This window comes from Hirschia maritima DSM 19733, assembly GCF_000378345.1.
GTDB lineage: Bacteria > Pseudomonadota > Alphaproteobacteria > Caulobacterales > Hyphomonadaceae > Hirschia > Hirschia maritima.
In genome coordinates this window covers 380,709-398,592 of the sequence record NZ_KB899546.1, presented here as the reverse complement: position 1 = coordinate 398,592, position 17,884 = coordinate 380,709, and the positions used below count along the sequence as shown (strand labels likewise).

The following is a 17,884-nucleotide window of genomic DNA, read 5'->3' as shown; positions in this document are numbered from 1 at the left end:
GTATCACGCACAACAATGACTGGCGAAGACAAACACAAGAAAAGCAATGGATCTGAATTTGGTCCATTGCGTACTTTTGGTCGAACTGGAGGCCGCCCTCTTTCAGCACGTCAGCAAAAACTGATGGATGAAGAGCTTCCCAAATACGCCATTGATACCAAAGACCACAAAGCCAATCTTGCACCTGATACATTATTTACCCATTCACCGCGTGAAGTTTGGTTCGAAATTGGTTTTGGAGGCGCGGAGCATCTAATCGGTCAGGCACAAAAACACCCTGACTTTGGCATTATCGGCTGCGAACCATTCCTTGAAGGTGTCGCAAAAGCGGTAACGCAAATCTGGGAAAACAAAATCAAAAATATCCGCCTGCACGCAGATGACGCACGGGATATTCTAGACGCACTATCCGACAACAGCCTGGACCGCGTCTTCATTATGTTTCCCGATCCTTGGCACAAGGCAAAGCACCATAAGCGTCGTTTAATTCAGGTTGAGTTTTTGCAAACCCTCGCCCGTGTTCTAAAAAAGGGCGGGCAAGTTCGATTTGCAACCGATTGGGCAAACTACGCCGATTGGGCGTTAGAAAAGTTTGAAGCGTCTGATGATTTTGAATGGACCGCCAACCAAGCAGATGATTGGCGTATTCCACCTGAAGATCACATCACAACACGTTATCAAATGAAGGGATTAGGCGACTGTAAGCCTGTGTTTTTGGACTTTGTAAAAGTCTAACTCGCCTCTTTGCTAGCCAGCCCAGTTTTCTTCAAAAGCTCTTCCTTGCGACGCTCTTCCGTCACTGGGCGCTTTACCGATTGAGCGGCTCGACGATCGGGACCAAAATACTCCCCAACTCTGACAAATTTTCGTCGAGTCTGACTCATACGTTCTATCGTTTTCCATAAACGCGCGCGTGAGAAAGGAAGACACAATATCCCATCATATCCTGATCGGATAATCATGTTTATCAGTTGAGCTGAACTACTACCCGTCACAAAAAATATCTGCGCAAAAGGGTCTCTCACCTTTTCATGATTTCTTAGTGCTGCAATAATTTTTCTTGGATCGACCTGACTATTGGCATTCACCAATATTGTGCCCAATGCATGCGTTGAAGAAATATCCATCAATTCTTCAGGACTATTAGCCGCCAATATCTCTCTCACCCGATAGGATTTCAGCATATCACGCTGCATACGGACCAATTCTATATTCTCACTATAAATGAGAACTTGTTGGTCTTTCGGATCTCTCATAGGAGCATCAAATTTTTCTATCACTGGCCCCTCCCTCAATTCATCGGACGTTGAACAACGCTGCCCAGATAGTGTTAATATATCGTGTCGATTTGTTTACGTTATTTCGAAATCACCTGAAAATGTTGCATTTTTCGGCATTCCACTCACAACATTCAACCTGTTCGATTTAGTCGATTGCCATTTTGTAATTCGGTCCTGCGACGTTCTTCCGCCGCACCCACGCGTTGCGCCTTGTCTTTGCGACGATCAGGCCCAAAATATTGCCCAATCCGCACGAAATTGCGCTCCGTTTGGCAAATTTGTTCAATGGTTTTCCACAGACGCGCTTTTGATAATGGTAATCTTAAAATGGAATCATACCCTGTTCGTATAGTAAGCTTCACAAGCGCTTCTGTGCATGTAGATGTAATAAAAATAACTTGCGCAAAAGGATCAACTGACTGCTTGTAATCCCTGATCATCGCAATCATCTTCTCTGGATCAAGATTCACATCCTCATTGATCAATATTGTTCCAAAAGATCGAGTGTAAATAAGAACTTTAAAATCATCTAGATTGTGCGCATAGGATATCTTTCTAACGCCCGTTGAGCGCAACATATCCTTTTGCATTCGTACCATGTCTCTGTTCAAAGAAAAAATGAGTACTTCTTGATTTTTGGGGTCTCTTTTAGGAGCTACAAACTCCAAAACCTCCAAACCATTTATTGTTGAGCTTTTACCACTCATTGTCCCAGCCAACCTCTATATGTCTTTTTAGTTTTCTTCATTCATACAAGAACAAGGTTAACAAAAGGTGGCTATATATTTACCTTTACGAATTACGAGACTGTTTTAAGAAGTAAATCAAAGTAAATATCGAGTATTCCACTTAAATACTTCAACATCTGCAATCCAATTTAGATTTCTCTCCAGCCCTACTCGACAGTAAAGCAATTATGGAATATACAGGCTCTCAATTGCTGAAATTAAACAGCGGCGGCTCAGACTATCTGGGCCGCCGCTTTTCGTTCCAGTTACCAACTTGAACTACATTCATTGGATTTCCATTGCGCGCTATATCTGAAATAGAAAAACGTATTCTAGATATTATTCAGCCCGAAGCCGACAGCTTGGGACTGGACATTGTGCGTGTGCGCATGATGGGTGCCAACACGCCTATACTGCAAATAATGGCGGAAAAGCCTGATGGCACAATGGATGTTGAAGATTGCGCCAAACTTTCCCGCGCTATCGGTCCTGTTCTTGATGTTGAAGATCCAATCCCTTCAGAGTATAATCTGGAGGTATCTTCTCCTGGTATTGATCGCCCCCTTACGCGTGAAGGCGACTTTGCTAATTGGGTGTCCCACGAAGCCCGCGTCGAAATCGGTGTTCCAAAAGATGGCCGCAGACGTTTTCATGGTACAATCACAGAAGAAACAAATGGCGTTGTCTCTATGGATCTAAAAGATGGATCCCAAGCAGAAATCGCAGTAACAGAGATGGTCAAAGCTTCATTGGTTATGACTGACCGCCTCATTGAAGAAGCATTATCACGTGGACAAGCTCCTGAAGTTGATGATGATCAATTTGATGAGTTAGAAAACGAAGAAAACAACAACAAAGCGAACATCGACAATTCTGACGATGAAGCAGCACAAAGAGAGGATGACTGATGAGCACCATCGGCGTTTCAGCAAACAAGCTGGAAATCCTGGCAATTGCGAACACATTGGCAGCCGAAAAACAGATCGACAAACTGATCGTTTTGGATGCAATGGCGGAAGCTATTCAGAAAGCTGCCCGTTCTCGTTACGGACAAGAGCACGATATTCGCGTTACGATTGACCCCAAAACAGGTGAAACAACAATCGTACGTGTACAAACTGTTGTTGAAGAAGTTGAAGACCCTGCGCACCATTTGACACTTGATGAAGGTCGCGCAATGGACTCAGAAGCCGAAATCGGAACCGAATTTCGGGAAGTTCTTCCACCTTTCGAATTTGGCCGTGTCGCTGCCCAAACAGCTAAACAAGTTATCACTGGTAAGGTGAGAGATGCTGAGCGCGAACGTCAGTTTGAAGAATTTAAGGACAAAGAAGGCCAAATCATAAATGGTATTGTGAAGCGTGTTGAGCACGGCAATATCATTGTAGACCTTGGACGTGGTGAAGGTATTATTCGCCGTAATGACGGCCTACCTCGCGAAAACCTAAATGCTGGTGATCGTGTTCGTGCGATACTTTATAAAGTGTCACGTGAACAAAAAGGGCCTCAACTATTTCTATCTCGCGCGCACCCGTCATTCATGGTTGCACTATTTTCGCAAGAAGTGCCTGAAGTATATGAAGGCGTTATCGAAATCAAAGCCTGTTCTCGTGACCCAGGTTCACGCGCCAAAATCGGTGTTCTATCAAACGATGCCTCTGTTGATCCAGTTGGTGCATGTGTGGGTATGCGTGGTGCACGTGTGCAAGCAGTTGTATCCGAACTTCAAGGCGAAAAAATCGACATCATTCCTTGGTCTGAGGATGAAGCCACATTTATTGTGAACGCACTTCAACCTGCCGAAGTTTCTAAGGTTGTTGTGGATGAAGATGAAGAGCGCGTTGAAGTTGTTGTAGAGGAAAGCCAATTCCCACTAGCAATTGGTCGTCGTGGTCAAAATGTTCGTCTAGCTTCTCAATTAACGGGCTGGCAAATTGATCTAACAACAGAAGCACAAGACTCCGAGCGTCGTCAGAAAGAATTCCAAGAACGTACTGCATTGTTTATGCGCGCACTTGATGCTGATGAAATGCTGGCTCAGCTGCTTGCTTCTGAAGGTTTTGAGACTATTGAAGAAATCGCTTATGTCGACATTGAAGACTTTGCTTCTATCGATGGATTTGACGAAGCAGTCGCAACAGAGCTTCAAACACGTGCTCGTGAATATCTAGACCTATTGGCAGCCGCACTCGACAAGAAACGTAAAGATCTTGGCGTAACGGACGATGTCGCCTTTATGGATGGTGTGACACCTCAAATGTCTGTTCGTTTCGGGGATGAAGGCATCAAAACAATTGATGACTTAGCCGGATTGGTTCCAGACGATCTTGTAGGTTGGAAAGAACCAGACGCAAAAGGCAAGTCTCGTTGGCAGCCTGGGATTTTGCCAAAAGGTGAGATGACGCGTGATGGTGCCGAGCTATTCATCCTGCGCGCTCGTGTTCTTGCCGGTTGGGTCGAAGCAGAAGTACTTGAAGAAGAGCTCGCTAAACGCGCCGCTGAACTTGAAGCTGCAGAAGCCGAATTCGAGGGTGAACTCGATAACTTAGAAGCAGCTGAAGCTGCATTCGTTGACCTGGAGGGCACATCTGATGACTCAGAACCTGCCCCGGAAACAGACGAATGATGTCATTCCAGACGAGAAGTCTGGCGCAGACATTGTAGAGATTGATACTGGTCCGCCGAAGAAAAAAGGTCGCGGACCAAGCGATCCTGAACGACGTTGTATTGCCACTGGCAATAACATGCCGCAATCTGCTATGGTCAGATTTGCGATATCTCCTGATGGTCAGGTTACACCAGATGTCGCCTCCTCCCTTCCGGGGCGAGGCGCTTGGGTAGAAGCCACATCACAATCGATAGATTTGGCGATTTCAAAGAAAGCTTTTTCGAGAGCTTTCAAAAAGCAGGTCCAAGTCGATCAATCATTGACCGAACAGACACACAAATTGTTATTTCGTCGATGTCTTGATCTTTTGGGGTTCGCAAAACGCGCTGGAGACATTATCCTAGGCTTTGAACAAGTCAGAGAAGAAATTCGTTTAGATGAACCTTCATGCTTGATTGAAGCGCAAGATGGCGCTAGCGATGGCCGCAAGAAAATTTTGTCACTAGCCAAAGCAATATTCGGCGATGACGAGCCTTCAGAGCAACCGATTATCATCGGATGTTTCACTTCTGAAGAATTAGGCATGGCCTTAGGCCGTGAGCGTGTGATACACGCTATCGTAAAACGGGGGCGATCCTCCCATAATTGGATCACCGAGGTTAAGCGATTGGGCGGTTTTCGCCCATTGCGTCCGTCAGACTGGATGTCATTGGCGGGCTAATTTGAATTTTTAAGGCTGCATCGATTGTCGAACCGGCCACAACGTGAAGAACTTGCATGAGCGACACTAAAGACGCGCAGAACAATAATAACCCTAAAGCGAACGGAAAGCCTTCTGGTCGTAAACCCCTCTCTGTTGCCGGTGGTTCAGGTGGTGGTACCGTAAAACAAAGCTTTTCTCACGGACGCTCAAAACAAGTTGTTGTTGAGACGAAGAAGAAAAAAAGGGTTGTTGTCCCGAATAAGTCTAATCGTCCGGGAGGCGCACACAATTCCAAAGGTGGAAAACCCGTTTCCGCTGCTGCAGCTGCTGCCAAGAAATTAGGCCTTTCTGAAGAAGAGCTAAGAGCACGTCAAACTGCTTTGGCACAACGTAAAGCTGCTGAAGAAAAACGCAAAGCTGAACGCGACGCTTTGGAAACAGCGCAACGCCAACGTGCTGAAAAAGCAAAATCGTTGGAAGCTCAGGCAAAAGAACGCGTTGAAGCGGACGAACGCCGTAAAGCCGAAGAAGTCGCCAAGAAACAGGCTGACATCGAAGCTAAGCAAGCTGCTGCTGAAGCTGCAAAACAAGCTGCCGCTGATAAAAAGTCGGCTGCTAAAGATGCAGAAATGGCTAAACGTACGGCCGCGCCTAATCCAAAACGTGAGCGCCGCATTACTAAGCCGGATAAACCAAGCTCGAAACCTAAAGAGATCCAAGCTGAAGGCCCGCCTCCAGAGCCAGATTCTCTTTCAGAATTGGGTGGACGCATCAAAAAGGCACGCCCAGCTGCTGAAGAACAGCCAGATCGCAACAAGCAAGCGCCGTCATCTCGTCGTGGCCAACCTAAGCGCCGTCAAGGTAAGCTTACGATCACAGCTGCTCTTGGTGAGGATGAAGATCGTCAACGTTCATTGGCATCATACAACCGTGCCAAACAAAAAGAGCGTGAACGCCGTCAAGCAATGGGCAAGAAAGAGGTTGAAAAGCAATCTCGCGAGGTCGTTGTTCCAGAAACAATTACTGTCCAAGAACTTGCCAACCGGATGAAAGAGCGTGTTGCTGACGTTGTGAAGTTCATGATGCAGCAAGGTGAGATGATCCGCGGTATTGATACTTTGGATGTCGACACAGCTGAATTGATCGTTGAAGAATTTGGTCACACAATCAAACGTGTTTCTGAATCTGATGTTGAGATTGGTCTTGAAGGTGCTGAAGATGATGCAGCGGACCTAAAAGACCGTCCACCAGTCGTTACGATTATGGGTCACGTTGACCACGGTAAGACATCCCTGCTTGATGCACTACGTCAAACTGATGTTGTTGGCGGTGAAGCAGGCGGAATTACACAGCACATCGGTGCGTATCAGGTAAAACTGAAGTCTGGTCAAAAGATTGCGTTCCTTGATACTCCAGGTCACGCTGCATTCTCAGCAATGCGTGCGCGTGGTGCAAACGTAACTGACATTGTGGTTGTCGTTGTTGCTGCTGATGATGGTGTTATGCCTCAAACAATCGAAGCTATTAAGCACGCGAAAGCTGCTGAAGCGCCGATGATTATCGCAGTAAACAAATGTGATAAGCCTGATGTAGATCCAATGAAAGTCCTCACAGAATTGCTTCAGCACGATGTGCAAGTTGAAGCTATGGGTGGTGATGTACAGGCGATCAACGTATCTGCGCTCAAGAAAACAGGTCTAGATGAGCTTACTGAAGCTATCTCTATGCAGGCTGAAATTCTTGAACTTAAAGCCAACCCAGACCGTGAAGCAGACGGTATTGTGATCGAATCCAAATTGGATAAAGGTCGCGGTCCTGTCGCAACAGTTATTGTTCAACGTGGTACACTGAAACGCGGAGACATTGTTGTTGCAGGCGGTCAGTGGGGTAAAATCCGTGCTCTTGTAAATGAACGCGGACAACAAATGAAAGAAGCAGGCCCAACAGTTCCTGCTGAGGTTCTTGGTCTTGATGGCCCACCTTCACCGGGTGACCAATTCGTTGTTGTAGATAGTGAAGCTCGCGCACGTGAGATTACTGAATACCGTCAACGTCGCCAGAAAGACAAAGCTGCATCAGCTCCGGGTGCTCGTGCATCTCTGGAACACATGTTGGCTCGCTTGAAAGATGGAACTGTTACGGAACAAGCCAAAGAAGCACAGCTTGTAGTGAAAGCCGATGTACAAGGTACTATTGAGGCTATCACGCACTCGCTCGACACGCTTTCTACTGAAGAAGTGAAAGCCCGTGTTGTTTACGGTGCTGTGGGTGGTATTTCCGAAAGCGATATCCTTCTCGCAAAAGCTTCACAAGCTCCGATCATTGCCTTTAATGTTCGCGCAAACAAACAAGCGCTTGCACTTGCCGAAAAAGAAGGTGTTGAAATTCGTTATTACTCAATCATCTATCAATTGATCGATGATGTGAAAGCAACGCTCTCTGGTATGTTGGCTCCAGAACGCCGCGAAACATTCATTGGTTACGCAAAAGTTCTTCAAGTATTCAACATCTCGAAACTTGGTAAAGTTGCTGGGTGTCTTATTACTGAAGGTGTCGTGAAGCGTGGGTGTGGTGTACGCTTGCTACGTGAAGACATTGTTATTCACGATGGTGAACTTTCAACACTAAAACGCTTTAAAGACGAAGTATCCGAAGTACAATCCGGTATGGAATGTGGTATGGGCTTTGTTGGTTATCAGGACTTGAAACCAGACGATGTGATCGAATGTTTCGAAGTAGAGATGATCGAGCGTTCGCTAGATTAAACTCTTCTAGAAAGAACAAATTCAAAAGGTCGCTACAGTGTTTGTCAGCGGCCTTTTTTATTGATGTGAATATGAAAATGTAAACATTGGATCCAAACGAAATCTTTAGGCTCTTACCTTAGTATCCAGAACAACAAATGTTCAAATATGAGATCCTTGATGCCTGAGACAGAACTCCCCTATCGCCCCGAGCATGCAACAGGTGAAGATCTCGCCTACAAAGATAATCTTTCTGTTTCTGGATACTTATCAGCTAAACGCCTGAAAAAATTTATCAATTCTCGCCGACATGGCGGATTTGGACCAACGACTATCTATTATGCTGGATTGGTTGCACCCGTTATTTCTGCATCCGCAATGAACATGTTCGAAACATTTTTCAATCAGCAAAACTTACCACCGCAAACAGCTTATATCTTATCTTTAATTTGTGCTGCTATTGCTGGCTTATTCTGGTTTCTTACATTCAGCCGCCTCGCTCAAAGGGACAAGGCCGAACGAAAAAGTGAAACAACGGAACAGACCCATTATCGTATAGATAATTCAGGCATATTCGTTCAGCGTGCATCCGTTGAGACTAAAATAGGATGGCCATCAATAGTGGACATTCGAACAACAAAACACTACATCGCATTTATCGTAAAAGGGGCAAATGACTTTTTCATTCCTGTCGATTGGTTTGAAAGTCACCAAAACATGCTAGATGCCGCAAATAAAATATCTGCGTTGCGACCTCCCCCCTTTTCAACCGAAGCTTAGACTGCATTCGGATATTTAATGTTCGTGCTTATGTATCAAATCCCTTTTTGTGATATAGAGCTCGACCCGCTAACCACTGGAAAGGTCCTTTTATGCCTAAACGTAGATTTTCATCCGCTAAAGGACCTACACAACGTCAGCTCCGTGCAGGCGAACTTATTCGACATGCTTTAGTAGATATTTTAGTGCGCGAGCAGTTCAATGACCCCGCTCTATCAGACGTTTCGATCACTGTTTCAGAAGTAAGAATGTCACCTGACTTGCAACATGCGACCTGCTATGTTGCTCCATTGGGCGGTGACAAAAATGAACAAAAAAGTATCGTAGACGGATTAAATCGTGCTAAAGGGTTTCTCAGAGGTCGACTCGGCAGAGAGATCGACATGAGATATACACCGCAGCTACGGTTCTTGTCCGATGATTCCTACGCGGAAGCCGGCAAGATCGGAGACCTGCTAGCTTCACCAGAGGTCGCTCGCGATCTTGTAGATAAAGATAATGATGAGTCAGAAAACAATTTGTAGCGCTTTATTTGTAATTCTATTGGCCACACTAACGGCTTGTGCGACAGCACCCATAGATCAAAATATTCTAGCTTCGCTGCAATCAAACAAATAACTTCTGCATTTATTTATTGAAGCTGTTCGTCAGCGCTTTCAACCAAATCAATTCATCCCCCTTTCAAGACGTCCGATTCGTCTGAACGGCATTGGAGACCATTTTCATGGGACGCAAACGCAAAAAAGGTTTGCCAGTTCACGGCTGGCTTATTCTCGACAAACCTGAAGAACTGACATCTACGCAAGCGGTGGGAAAAACCCGCTGGTTGCTGAATGCTCAAAAAGCAGGCCATGGTGGCACCCTGGACCCTTTGGCAACAGGAATATTACCTATTGCTTTTGGTGAAGCCACCAAGACTGTTCCCTATGTGATGGAAGCCATAAAAAGCTATCGTTTTACCATACGTTTTGGGGAATCTACCACATCTCAAGACCGGGAGGGCGAAGTCTACGCGACTTCCGATGCTCGCCCTACCCCCGAACAAATTGAACAAGTATTAGAGAAATTCCATGGTGAGATAGATCAAGTTCCACCTAAGTTTTCAGCTATCAAAGTGAATGGTGAACGAGCTTATGATCTTGCTCGCGACGGGGAAGAAGTCGAATTGAAAGCTCGTAAAGTTCATCTGTATGAAGCTAAGTTTGAAAATTGTCCCTCACCGGATCTCGCTGTCTTCTCAGTGACAACGGGAAAAGGCTTTTATATACGCTCACTTGTACGCGATATTTGTGCCGAATTGGGGGTAGAAGGCCATTGTGCCGCCCTTCGACGCACAAGAGTCGGAAGTTTTTTCGAAGAATCAGCAATAACACTGGAAAAGTTTGAAGAAATCGGCGATAGAGACAAGCTTGAAGCTCAATTAGTCCCGGTTGAGACCGCGCTGGACGACATCCCGGCGCTGGCCATTAATCAGGACGAGGCTTCAAAACTGAGACAAGGTCGCGAAATTGTCCTTCTACCTCACTTGGTTGAAGCGTTCAAAGAAAAGCGTCGCCCCCGTATTGTAAATGGGGAAGATGCTTCTCGGATCGCTTTAGCAAAAGAAGATGGAAAGGCTGTGGCACTTGGCGAGGTTCGTGCGGGTCGGTTTGTACCGGTTCGTGTATTTAACTTTTAAATATGGAGTATCCGATGTCGATTACTGTTGAGCGTAAAGCTGAGCTAATCAAGAAATTCGCCACTAAAGAAGGCGACACAGGTTCACCAGAAGTACAGGTTGCGATCCTTACAGACCGCATCGTGACTTTGACTGAGCACTTCAAAACTCACAAAAAAGACAACCACTCACGTCGCGGTCTACTAAAAATGGTATCACAGCGTCGTAAGTTGCTAGACTATGTAAAGTCTAAAGACGTGAACCGTTACAAGGTTCTCATTGAAGAATTGGGTATTCGCCGCTAGGGCTTATCCGTTCATCCGCCGGTCCTCGGGACCGGCGGTTTTCGTATGTAGGAAAGAAAAAAATATATGTTCGACATTCAAAAAGTTACTATCGATTGGGCAGGTCGCCCGCTGACACTGGAAACAGGTCGTATTGCCCGCCAAGCCGATGGTGCTGTTCTTGCCACTTATGGTGAGACGTCAGTACTTGCAACAGTAGTTGCTGCCAAGAAAGCTAATCCTGATCTGGATTTCTTTCCACTGACTGTGAATTACCAAGAAAAATACTATGCCGCTGGACGTATTCCAGGTGGCTTTTTCAAACGTGAAGCTCGCCCAACTGAAAAAGAGACGCTGACATCACGTTTGATCGACCGTCCGATCCGTCCTCTTTTCGTACCTGGTTTCAAAAACGAAACTCAAGTTGTTCTGACTGTATTGTCATACGACATGGAAAACGATCCTGATGTTGTTGCAATGGTTGCTGCTTCTGCAGCGCTTACAATGTCTGGTGTTCCATTCATGGGCCCAATTGGTGCGGCACGCGTTGGCTATAAAGATGGTGAATACATCATCAACCCAACACTCGACCAAATGGCAGACACTGAACTAGACCTTGTTGTTGCTGGTACACAAGATGCCGTGATGATGGTTGAATCAGAAGCTAAAGAGCTTTCAGAAGAAGTTATGCTTGGCGCTGTTATGGCCGGTCACGAGAGCTTCCAAACTGTTATCGACGGCATTATAGATCTTGCTGAGCGCGCAGCTAAAGAGCCTTGGGACTTCCAACCTGAAGACAAATCAGCTGAACTTGCAAAAGTTGAAGCTCTTGTAGGTGCAGACATCGCTGCTGCATACAAGATCAAAGAAAAAGCTGAGCGTTATGATGCAATTGGCGCAGCACGCGACAAAGCAGCTGCTGAATTTGTTGAATCAGAAGAAAACCCAGAAGGCTGGAAAGAAGCATTCTTCAAGGGCATCTTCAAATCTCTTGAAGCTAAAGTTGTTCGTGGCGACATCATCAAAACGGGTGTTCGTATTGATGGGCGTGCTTTGGATCAGGTTCGCCCTATCCTTGGTGAAGTGTCTATCCTTCCACGTACACACGGTTCTGCCCTTTTCACACGTGGTGAAACACAAGCAATCTGTGTGGCAACACTTGGTACTGGTGAAGATGAGCAATTCATCGACGGGCTAGAAGGCACGCAAAAGCAAAACTTCATGCTTCACTACAACTTCCCTCCTTATTCTGTAGGTGAAGTAGGCCGTATGGGTGGTGCTGGTCGCCGTGAAATCGGTCACGGTAAACTTGCATGGCGTGCACTAAAGGCAGTTCTTCCAACAGCTGAAGACTTCCCTTACACGCTTCGTCTCGTATCTGAGATCACTGAATCAAACGGTTCATCTTCAATGGCGACTGTATGTGGTAGCTCATTGGCAATGATGGATGCTGGTGTGCCAATCACACGTCCAGTATCTGGTATCGCTATGGGTCTTATCAAGGATGAAGACGGCGTTGCTGTTCTCTCTGATATCCTTGGTGATGAAGACCACCTTGGTGACATGGACTTCAAAGTGGCTGGTACAACTGAAGGTCTTACATCTCTACAGATGGATATTAAGATCGCAGGTATCACAAAAGAGATCATGCAAACTGCTCTTGAGCAGGCTAAAGGCGGACGTTCACACATCCTAGATGAAATGAACAAAGCGCTTGATGGATCGCGTGATGATGTGTCTGGTAACGCACCACGCATCGTGACAATGCAAATCCCGACAGACAAGATCCGTGATGTTATCGGTACTGGTGGTAAGGTTATTCGTCAGATCGTTGAAGAAACAGGCGCGAAAGTGTCAGTTGAAGACGATGGTACTGTTAAGATTGCAGCTGTAGACAAAGAGTCTATCGATGCAGCTTACAAATGGATCCACGGCCTAACAGCTGAGCCTGAAGTTGGTGAAATCTACGAAGGTAAAGTTGTTAAAGTCATGGACTTTGGTGCTTTCGTAAACTTCTTCGGCGCAAAAGACGGTTTGGTTCACATCTCTCAGCTTGCTGAGGAGCGCGTGAAGCAAACTTCTGATGTTGTTAAAGAAGGTCAGACAGTTTGGGTTAAACTTCTTGGCTTTGACGACCGTGGTAAGGTTCGCTTATCCATGAAAGTGGTCGACCAAGAAACAGGAAAAGAAATTGTCAAAGAAGAAGACTAAACCCTTCTGACGATTTGAATTTTAGGAACGGCCGTGTCAGAAATGATGCGGCCGTTTTTTAACGCTTGTTTATACCCTTAAACCTGTGTTCGATTAAGTTATGAGAAACAATTCAGAATCACAGTTCAAAATTCTTGAAGACATACTTCTAGAAGTAATTTCTGAAGCAGAACTAGCTAATGAATTAAGCGCAGACACACACGAAGAACAAATATCAGATGCTACGAATGCTACCATAAACGAAGCACAAAGTATTTTAATTGAAGAACTACAAAGTAGAGCTTGTTATAAAATGCTCCGGCGGGAGCGAAAAATAATTGCTGGATTTGAAAAAAGAAATTTGAAACGATGGAAACCTGCGTTCGATCAAATTGAGATTCTCTTATATGCAACACGAGATATAGGTGGCAACTTTTCAACCGAATTCTCAGATTCTACAAATTCGAAAGATAACTATATATTTGATGCCCTCGTACAATTGCACGCCAGAGGAATCTTAGTAGCCGCCGAAGCTATCCATCTTCTTAAAGGCGGTTTTCCCGACGGTGCTATGACAAGATGGCGAACACTGCACGAGGTTTTAGTTGTATCAATACTTTTATCCCAAAGCAGCAATGAGATATCATACCGTTACCTTGTTCATCAGGATATTTCACTTTTCAAAGCAGCTTCACAAATAAACAAATATGCAGACGATGCCAATCTGCAATCATTTTCTGATTCAGAAATGCGAGACATTGAAGAAAGAAAAACGCAAGTAATATCTGAACTGGGTAGCAAGATGAAAGATCCTTTCGGTTGGGCAGCACCTATTTTCACGGAAAAACCGAATACATGGAAAGCTAACTTTCTTGATTTAGAAGAGCATGTAGGACTTGACCATTGGAGACCTCGCTATAAATGGGCATCTCAACACACTCATGCTGGTAGTCGTGACTTTCGTTCATTACTCGGGCTGGAGGAATCTGAAAAGCCATTACTATTAGTTGGTCCTAGTAATTCTGGATTTGTAAACCCTCTACAAATGATTGCTCTGCATTTAGCTAGTTTAACCTCAACGCTACTACTCATCCGTAAAAACCTAGATACAGTAGCACTCTCAAATGCTTTATTGGCAATGGCTAGAAAAGTTTCGTCGCTCGCAATCAAAGCAGAAGAAGAAACTGCAAAAAAATAATAAAATAAGTGGAGGTATATGCAAACTACTCCCCGCCGCTACAAAACCATTACCTCCACCTCTCCAGCCAAGACTGGGGTCCATTACACTGAAGCTTTGCGCTGGATCCCCGATCAAGTTGGGGAAAACGGTTCTCGGTATGGAAATCCCAATACTAATCCCCCTCCCTGACATCTCACCCCATACTGATCTCATCTTCTTATCGCATTGTGTGGGCGGAATTGCGCGACCGACTTGGCATTTCTGATGGGGAGACTGATATCCTGAGGGGACTCGCTGGTCTTTAGCTTCGGTAGACCGGAAAGAGCTTTTGGGCGCTGTACCAGAAAGGGAACCAGAGGAGGTACGCTTCCCTGGCTGAGGTTCATGGAGCCTCTGTAAGACAGGTCTTCACTGCGGACGAAATATCAGGTGAGGCGTTGCCAAAGGCAGCTACTTCTACTGCTGGAGCGATCCAGCTATCATTATCGCTGTTAATGGCAACGCCTTGCAGCCCATTTATGCATACTCTCGCATCGGCAATCGGTGGCGGAGGTTTTGGTGTTTGCAAAAGGTTAGCAGCAATTATTCTTGAAAGGCTCATCCAATCGGATAACAGGCTTTGGAATTGAATTCTGGCAGATCGCATCCTCAAGAGGGCGACACTTGGAACGCGTCGAGACAAGATGAATAAGGATTTGATCATTCTGCAATTCAGGTTCGGCTATATGATAAATACTGAGAATGCTATTTTTTGCTCCAAACTCAGCGAAAACAGGCGCATCGCCCAGCCGTTTAACGGAATTTATGCTCTGTTCTAAAATACCGGAAAACTTTGCGTTGGTCATGTAATCTCCCCCATGACCATCCAAAAGCTGAAGAAAAGCTTCTTCGCGATCAGATCGGCGTCCAACGCAATCTATGCTATCGATACGCGCCAATTTTAACTCAGTCACGTGATAGTTGCCGTCAATTTTATCGGTATCAGTGTAAAAGATAACAGGTGATTCAGGTGGTAAGCTGGACAATTCATCTTTTAGTTTCTTAAGTGTCATTTGATAATCCTCATTTCAATTTTACTTGAAATGATATAATTCACAAACACTCTCATTTCAAGTATTGTTGAAACATGAATGATGATCTTGCTCTAAACGCGCTATCTGCAATCGCAAATGAAACGCGCCTAAAAATACTAAAACGCTTGGTGAAAGCTGCACCCAATGCAATGTCAGCAGGTGAACTTGCAGAGCATGTGGAAGCGACCCCCTCGAAGGTCTCCTTTCATCTGTCTGCTCTGGAAGACGTGGGATTTATCTCATCCTCTCGTGAGCATCGTAAAATCAATTACACTGTGAATTTCCAATCTCTCGGCGCTCTCCTCAATTATCTATTGGTCGATTGTTGCGCAGATAATGAAGTTGTTAGAAACTGCTGTATCCAAAGCAAAAATTGTTGCTAGTTAGCTTTTCGATTGCGTAGCTTAATCTGTTTCTTGACAAAGCTCACTCAGCGTTATTGTTATAACATAACATTAATGCAGAGGGCGATATGATAAGAAAAAAAACTTTCACTGAATCACTCATGAATGATGCTTCTTTGCAGAAAGGACAACATATTCTCGATATTGGGTGTGCAATTGGCAATCTCACATTGGATATTGCCAAACTCATTGGACCCGATGGCCACGTTGTGGGAATTGATCGCAATGAAAAATTTCTGGAGATGGCACGCGAAAAAGCTGCGCAAGACGGATTGAAAAATGTAACCTTTCTACGCCAAGACATATATGACTTGGCCTATAAAGAAGAATTTGATGTAGTAACCTGTCGTCGTGTTTTGATGTATCTTCCAGATGCAGTGAGCGCGGTAGAAAAAATGCTGTCTGCCCTTCGTCCCAAAGGCCAACTGATTTTACAGGAACACAATCTTGGCCAAGTTCACAAATCTGGTTCAATACCCCTAAATGAAGAAGTTCTGCAAATCTTACGCAAGACTCTATTGTCGGAGAACGCTGATATAGAAATTGGATTAAAACTTGACTCCATTCTCACAAAAGCAGGTGCCGGCGAACGATTTATTCAAGCACAATCTTGTTTGCAGACGCCACATCAAATTGTACCACTTGGAATGATTTTAAAAGCTATTCAAGATCGCATCATCGCTTGTGGAGCTGCCTCCCAAGATAAATTAAATGCCTTAGACCTAGACACGCTTGATGATCGCATGATTCTGGAGCGCAGAAAGAATGAAATATCTTATGTTTGCGAAGTGATTTTTGGCGCAATCGCCGCTAAAGAATAAAACGAGTTTAAAGTTCTGCTGCGAAGGTTCATTCATGACAAAGCCATATATGATTGCGATTACAGGTGGTTCGGGCTCTGGTAAGTCCACGCTTGCTCAGGCTTTGCTTGATAAATTGGGTGGCGATAAAGTGCTCATCATGGGCGAGGATAATTACTACAAGCCGCGCGAACACCAACACCCTGATGCGCCTTTATGGTCTAATCAGGAAATGGAGGAACGCGTTGATTTTGATGATCCCGCTTCCAAAAATATGGATATGTTTGAAAGCCATATTGTCAGCCTGAAACAGGGTGAAACAATCGGGCAGCCTATTTATGATTTTTCCAAACATGACCGTGTGGATGGTGAAGAAAAAATTCTGTCCCCCCGCCCCTTTATTGTGTGTGAAGGTGTACACACACTCAGTCACCGAAAGTATTTCAATCTCTTTGATCTAACAATTTATGTCGATACGCCTGCTGACCTGCGCATGGCACGGCGCATCAAGCGAGATGTTTCCGAACGTGGCCGCGATCTGGATAGAGTGATCGCACAATATCTCAATTTTGTTCGCCCTGCTCACGCGCAGTTTACCGAGCCAGCCAAATATCTGTGTGACCTCATCATTGAAGATGAAGGCCCCACAGCAGCGAAGGTCGGTAAACCTGATGCGAAAGCACAAGCCCGCCTTTTAGCACCCGTGTGGAGCTTTCTAAAAGACGAGAACCTAATCTAAGTTTCTATATTTGGCTTCATAGACTTGAGCACCTCAATGTCGTTGCCACGAATGGCATTGAGCGCCTTCGTAAGGTGATCCACTGGCCAATCCCACCATGCGATATCCAACAACGCATCTATTGTGGTATCATCAAATCGTTTGCGGACGATTTTCCCTGGGTTGCCGACAACGATGCTATAAGGCGGAACATCTTTAGCAACGACTGCGCGCGTGCCAATAATTGAGCCATCCCCGATAGTTACACCAGGCATTATCAACGCTTCGCGGCCAATCCACACATCGTTTCCAACGACAGTATCACCGCGATACCCGGCTGTGATCGTTGAAGGGTCAAATCCGCCCTTCCACCCTTCAGCAAACACGTTGAATGGAAAAGTCGAAAACCCTGTCATCGCATGATTTGCACCATTCATGATAAATTGAATGTCAGTTGCAAATGCACAGAATTTTCCAATTTTGAGTTTATCTCCAATGAAATCAAAATGGTATTTCACACAATGATCTTGGAATTTCTCAGGCCCTTTGGGATCATTGTAATAGCTGAAATTACCCACTTCAATATTGGGTGATGTGACGACTGCTTTAAGGAACGCTGTGTCCAAAAGTGGGTTTGGGTTAAGCGGATCTGGACCAAATTTTTTCTTGGTAATATCAAGGTTATGCATAATCAGACTCTGAATTAGAATTGTGAACACACTTCGCCTGTTGCGA

The 17,884-nt window shown here is 45.1% G+C and carries 18 protein-coding genes; 14 read left to right on the top strand and 4 right to left on the bottom strand.

The annotated features are described in order from the left end of the window. The first annotated feature begins 15 nt into the window (after positions 1-15). Entirely contained in the window at positions 16-735 is a 720-nt protein-coding gene (gene trmB / locus F551_RS0110210) for a tRNA (guanosine(46)-N7)-methyltransferase TrmB (RefSeq protein WP_018997411.1), read from the top strand. Here trmB and F551_RS0110205 read toward each other — a convergent pair. Beyond that, the gene (locus tag F551_RS0110205) at positions 732-1,280 is read right to left on the bottom strand and encodes a response regulator (RefSeq protein WP_018997410.1); all 549 of its coding nucleotides are present in this window, start codon (positions 1,278-1,280) and stop codon (positions 732-734) included. The two genes, trmB and F551_RS0110205, sit on opposite strands and share 4 nt — an antisense overlap. 131 nt (positions 1,281-1,411) lie before the next feature. Further along, positions 1,412-1,987, bottom strand: a complete 576-nt coding sequence (locus F551_RS0110200; RefSeq protein ID WP_018997409.1) for a hypothetical protein — start codon at positions 1,985-1,987, stop codon at positions 1,412-1,414. Between the two features lie 320 nt (positions 1,988-2,307). Between F551_RS0110200 and rimP the strand changes: the two genes are divergently transcribed. From rimP to F551_RS0110150, 10 genes are all read left to right on the top strand, one after another. Then, a complete protein-coding gene (gene rimP / locus F551_RS0110195; RefSeq protein WP_018997408.1) occupies positions 2,308-2,916 on the top strand; it encodes a ribosome maturation factor RimP in 609 nt (202 codons plus the stop codon). Positions 2,917-2,924: 8 nt separating this feature from the next. Continuing rightward, on the top strand, positions 2,925-4,634 hold the full coding sequence (nusA, locus tag F551_RS0110190; protein ID WP_407636364.1) for a transcription termination factor NusA: 1,710 nt from the start codon (positions 2,925-2,927) through the stop codon (positions 4,632-4,634). Further along, positions 4,600-5,337 (top strand): RNA-binding protein, encoded by a 738-nt coding sequence (locus F551_RS0110185; protein WP_018997406.1) that lies wholly within the window; start codon positions 4,600-4,602, stop codon positions 5,335-5,337. Before nusA ends, F551_RS0110185 begins: the two co-directional genes overlap by 35 nt. Before the next feature lie 56 nt (positions 5,338-5,393). Further along, positions 5,394-8,084, top strand: a complete 2,691-nt coding sequence (gene infB, locus F551_RS0110180; RefSeq protein WP_018997405.1) for a translation initiation factor IF-2 — start codon at positions 5,394-5,396, stop codon at positions 8,082-8,084. A gap of 159 nt (positions 8,085-8,243) precedes the next feature. Next, a complete protein-coding gene (locus F551_RS0110175) occupies positions 8,244-8,843 on the top strand; it encodes a YcxB family protein (protein ID WP_018997404.1) in 600 nt (199 codons plus the stop codon). A gap of 92 nt (positions 8,844-8,935) precedes the next feature. Next, the gene (gene rbfA, locus F551_RS0110170) at positions 8,936-9,367 is read left to right on the top strand and encodes a 30S ribosome-binding factor RbfA (RefSeq protein WP_018997403.1); all 432 of its coding nucleotides are present in this window, start codon (positions 8,936-8,938) and stop codon (positions 9,365-9,367) included. 200 nt (positions 9,368-9,567) lie between these two features. Beyond that, the gene (gene truB, locus F551_RS0110165; RefSeq protein WP_018997402.1) at positions 9,568-10,521 is read left to right on the top strand and encodes a tRNA pseudouridine(55) synthase TruB; all 954 of its coding nucleotides are present in this window, start codon (positions 9,568-9,570) and stop codon (positions 10,519-10,521) included. A 14-nt stretch (positions 10,522-10,535) separates the two neighbouring features. After that, the gene (rpsO, locus tag F551_RS0110160) at positions 10,536-10,805 is read left to right on the top strand and encodes a 30S ribosomal protein S15 (protein ID WP_018997401.1); all 270 of its coding nucleotides are present in this window, start codon (positions 10,536-10,538) and stop codon (positions 10,803-10,805) included. Between the two features lie 66 nt (positions 10,806-10,871). Further along, positions 10,872-12,995, top strand: coding sequence for a polyribonucleotide nucleotidyltransferase (gene pnp / locus F551_RS0110155; protein ID WP_018997400.1), 2,124 nt, complete (start codon positions 10,872-10,874; stop codon positions 12,993-12,995). A gap of 100 nt (positions 12,996-13,095) precedes the next feature. Further along, complete coding sequence (locus F551_RS0110150; protein WP_018997399.1) at positions 13,096-14,172, top strand: DUF5677 domain-containing protein; 1,077 nt, start codon at positions 13,096-13,098, stop codon at positions 14,170-14,172. A 554-nt stretch (positions 14,173-14,726) separates the two neighbouring features. Here the strand turns inward: F551_RS0110150 and F551_RS0110145 are convergent. Then, positions 14,727-15,206, bottom strand: coding sequence for a DUF6428 family protein (locus tag F551_RS0110145; protein ID WP_018997398.1), 480 nt, complete (start codon positions 15,204-15,206; stop codon positions 14,727-14,729). A 74-nt stretch (positions 15,207-15,280) separates the two neighbouring features. On the opposite strand from F551_RS0110145, the gene F551_RS0110140 reads away from it, so the two are divergent. From F551_RS0110140 to udk, 3 genes are all read left to right on the top strand, one after another. After that, positions 15,281-15,610 carry an ArsR/SmtB family transcription factor gene (locus tag F551_RS0110140; protein ID WP_018997397.1) on the top strand — a complete coding sequence of 110 codons (330 nt, stop codon included), beginning with the start codon at positions 15,281-15,283 and terminating at the stop codon, positions 15,608-15,610. A gap of 89 nt (positions 15,611-15,699) precedes the next feature. Continuing rightward, positions 15,700-16,452 carry a class I SAM-dependent methyltransferase gene (locus F551_RS0110135; RefSeq protein ID WP_018997396.1) on the top strand — a complete coding sequence of 251 codons (753 nt, stop codon included), beginning with the start codon at positions 15,700-15,702 and terminating at the stop codon, positions 16,450-16,452. 34 nt (positions 16,453-16,486) lie between these two features. Further along, positions 16,487-17,170, top strand: coding sequence for a uridine kinase (gene udk, locus F551_RS0110130; RefSeq protein WP_018997395.1), 684 nt, complete (start codon positions 16,487-16,489; stop codon positions 17,168-17,170). On the opposite strand, the gene F551_RS0110125 is transcribed toward udk, so the two are convergent. Continuing rightward, the gene (locus F551_RS0110125) at positions 17,167-17,838 is read right to left on the bottom strand and encodes a CatB-related O-acetyltransferase (RefSeq protein ID WP_018997394.1); all 672 of its coding nucleotides are present in this window, start codon (positions 17,836-17,838) and stop codon (positions 17,167-17,169) included. The two genes, udk and F551_RS0110125, sit on opposite strands and share 4 nt — an antisense overlap. Between the last annotated feature and the right edge of the window lie 46 nt (positions 17,839-17,884).